We start from the raw sequence: 2,535 nt of genomic DNA, 5'->3' as shown, positions 1-2,535 counted from the left end.
TTTGTGCAATCTGCAGCGCAGGCCGCCTGGGCAATCGGATTGGCAAACAGGATTGCCTCCGGATTGATCAGGTTGTTCAGTTCCGCGTCCTGCCAGAGCGGGTCAATTTCCGAGATATAGGCAACATCGAATTGCGCGCTTTGCTGGCAGAGACCATCAACCACCACACCAAGCCAGGAAATCAGCGGGTAGAAGTAATAATGTGCCTGCCAGCGCGACCCGGTGCTGCCGCCGCTTTGCTGGGTGGCTGAGGACTTGCCGAGCGACAGCAGCCCAAAATCCATGTCAAAGCCCATGTTCACGAAGCAGCCCGGCTCATTGGCCACATCGACCAACCGGGCCGGTTCCCAAAGACCAATGGACAGGCCAAGCCGGGGCGGCACACCCGGGCAGACGCAGAGCGGGAAGGTCTGGTTTCTCGTATCCGGGCGGCTGGCGCCAAAGCTCAGGCTCAGGCCGCCGATGGAGATGGGAAAGATGCAGTCCCAGCAAACTTCCGTGATGGGGTTCAGAAACCGTTTGTTGCAGATTGCTGCCGCTTGGGTAGCGGCGAGGCCGAAGGCAAAGGCCAGGATCAGGCTGCGCAGGTTCATTGCAGCACCTCCCCGCCCTTTCCGAGCACGATTTCTTCCACCTGCATGACGGGATCCGCGCGCTGCACCACGGCAGGCACATTGCGAATGCCGAAGCGTTTCACCAGCACAGCATCCTGGTCGAAATAGAACCGGCGGCCATGCTCGCGCATCAGGCCCAGCGGATCACCGTTTACCAGCACCAGAAGCGTGTCCAGTTCGCCGCCATCCGCCAGCGCAAAACCCACCTGATCCGGGTCGTCACCATCCAGCAGGACGATGCGTTTTTCAAAGCGGGAATAGGCCAACGGGTTCACGACCGTGCCAGCGCGGGCGAAGACCCGGCCCTGGTGGTCCGCCAGATCCTCTTTCAGGGTGATCGACATATCGACCTCCCAGACCGCGTATTCCTCCGCTTTGCCGATACCCTGAACCGGACGCGGCCGGTTCACATAGGCCCGCGTGGTGTCCTGCATGTCCTGCCGCATCTGATCCAGCTCGCCAGCCGCTTCCATTTCCAAGAGCCGGGTCTTGATCGTGTCCAGCAGCGAGGGTTCAGCCACCTCGAACAATGGGCCGTGGGTGCCGAGATCTTTTGCAGCCCCCTGCCCTGCGGCGGCAGCGAGCATGACCGTTTGAAGCAGGCAAGCGGTCAGACAGCGCAGCCATTGAAATGCTCTGTTGCATCCCCTATTTTTTATACATACAAAAAGTCCATGAAACTTGTTTGGGATACAGCGAAGCGCATTCGCAACCTTGAGAAACACGGGTGCGATTTTAGCATCGTGGAGAGTTTTAACTGGGAAGCGGCGGTTACCCGGGAAGATACCCGAATGGACTATGGCGAGAGGCGGTTTGTCTCGATCAGCATTATTGGTGATCGTCACTATGTCGCCGTGTGGACTGAGCGCGCGGGGGCGTGCAGACTGATCAGCCTGCGAAAGGCTAACAGCAGAGAGGTGAGATTCTATGCCGGAACGTAAGTCATACATTGATGAAGAGGGTGATGCCCTTGAGCTTGACGAGGCTTTCTTCAAAGCAGCTGTCCGCGGCAGGCCGCCCTTGCCGGAAGGAACAAAGAAGGAGCGTGTCAGCATCATGCTCGATCCGGATGTGCTGTCGAAGCTTCGGACCAGCGGAAAAGGCTGGCAGACACGGGTCAACACGCTTTTGAGGGACGCTCTGGAATTATGAACGGTCATTTCCAGCGCTCCGCAAGGTCTGTCCAATGGGGGAAAGGGATTTCAAATCCTGCGGCGATGACTTCCGATACCGGCAGCGGACCGATCACCGCATACCGGCTGTCCAGGCTGTCCGGACTGTCTCCGAACACAGCAATCATGCCGTCCGGCACCACATCGCCCTGCCACAGCGGTGCAACGAGCGCGCCGTCCTTCAGCTGCCCTTCGACACAGGTTCTATTGATGCAGAGGCTTTTTCCCGAGCGGCGGACCAGATCGCCGGCAACCCCGGCAATCCGCTTGGTCAGGTAAAGCTCATGCCCGCCGAATTTATCCTCAAGGACCTCCGGCATTTCGACCGCAACGATCGTTCCCGGCCGCAGAATGAGCGGCCAGGTCACCATCGCATAGGCATTGCCTTTCAGGCTGCCGGTCGCATTCACGACCAGCCGCCCGCAGGCAAGCCCGTAGTAACCGGCAACGGTCACTGCCAGGACAGGCAGGATTATAACCAGCTTAGAACGCCGCATCACTCAGCACCTTTTCCATGATGATTCCGGTGACATCTGCGGCCTGAAGGCCCACAGCCGATAGGACGGCGCCTTTACGGACAACAATTTGACCGGTCTGGCCGGACAGCCGGTCAATTTCCAACTGAACAGCCTGCTGGAACGCTGGGAGTGTGTCCCCGAATTGTTCATCCGGCACCCGGCCATTCGACCGGTTCCTTTCAGCGTCGTGGTGCCGCTGTCCAGATCTTCCTTGATCGCGCTGCCCTGCAC

The 2,535-nt window shown here is 59.1% G+C and carries 5 protein-coding genes; 2 read left to right on the top strand and 3 right to left on the bottom strand.

Annotation, left to right across the window (positions count from 1 at the left end; translation table 11 throughout):
• Together A2I95_RS31155 and traW are read right to left on the bottom strand one after the other, a co-directional pair.
• A partial coding sequence (locus tag A2I95_RS31155) for a TraU family protein (RefSeq protein WP_291736055.1) occupies positions 1-593 on the bottom strand: 593 nt, incomplete at its 3' end.
• Positions 590-1,201 (bottom strand): type-F conjugative transfer system protein TraW, encoded by a 612-nt coding sequence (gene traW / locus A2I95_RS31150; RefSeq protein WP_291736053.1) that lies wholly within the window; start codon positions 1,199-1,201, stop codon positions 590-592. The genes A2I95_RS31155 and traW, both read right to left, overlap by 4 nt.
• 87 nt (positions 1,202-1,288) lie before the next feature.
• Between traW and A2I95_RS42680 the strand changes: the two genes are divergently transcribed.
• Both A2I95_RS42680 and A2I95_RS31145 read left to right on the top strand, forming a co-directional pair.
• Complete coding sequence (locus A2I95_RS42680) at positions 1,289-1,555, top strand: BrnT family toxin (protein ID WP_367153107.1); 267 nt, start codon at positions 1,289-1,291, stop codon at positions 1,553-1,555.
• Entirely contained in the window at positions 1,542-1,766 is a 225-nt protein-coding gene (locus A2I95_RS31145; protein ID WP_291736050.1) for a BrnA antitoxin family protein, read from the top strand. Before A2I95_RS42680 ends, A2I95_RS31145 begins: the two co-directional genes overlap by 14 nt.
• A gap of 4 nt (positions 1,767-1,770) precedes the next feature.
• On the opposite strand, the gene A2I95_RS31140 is transcribed toward A2I95_RS31145, so the two are convergent.
• A complete protein-coding gene (locus tag A2I95_RS31140) occupies positions 1,771-2,283 on the bottom strand; it encodes a S26 family signal peptidase (RefSeq protein WP_291736048.1) in 513 nt (170 codons plus the stop codon).
• Positions 2,284-2,535 lie beyond the last annotated feature (252 nt).

This window comes from Leisingera sp. F5, from assembly GCF_001593695.1.
This window is presented reverse-complemented; position numbering and strand designations above follow the sequence as displayed.

Bases quoted from the DNA above. Each gene is read 5' to 3' on its own strand.
- A2I95_RS31145 (WP_291736050.1), top strand. From the start codon at position 1,542: ATGCCGGAACGTAAGTCATACATTGATGAAGAGGGTGATGCCCTTGAG.
- A2I95_RS42680 (WP_367153107.1), top strand. From the start codon at position 1,289: ATGAAACTTGTTTGGGATACAGCGAAGCGCATTCGCAACCTTGAGAAA.
- A2I95_RS31140 (WP_291736048.1), bottom strand. From the start codon at position 2,283: ATGCGGCGTTCTAAGCTGGTTATAATCCTGCCTGTCCTGGCAGTGACC.
- traW (WP_291736053.1), bottom strand. From the start codon at position 1,201: ATGCTCGCTGCCGCCGCAGGGCAGGGGGCTGCAAAAGATCTCGGCACC.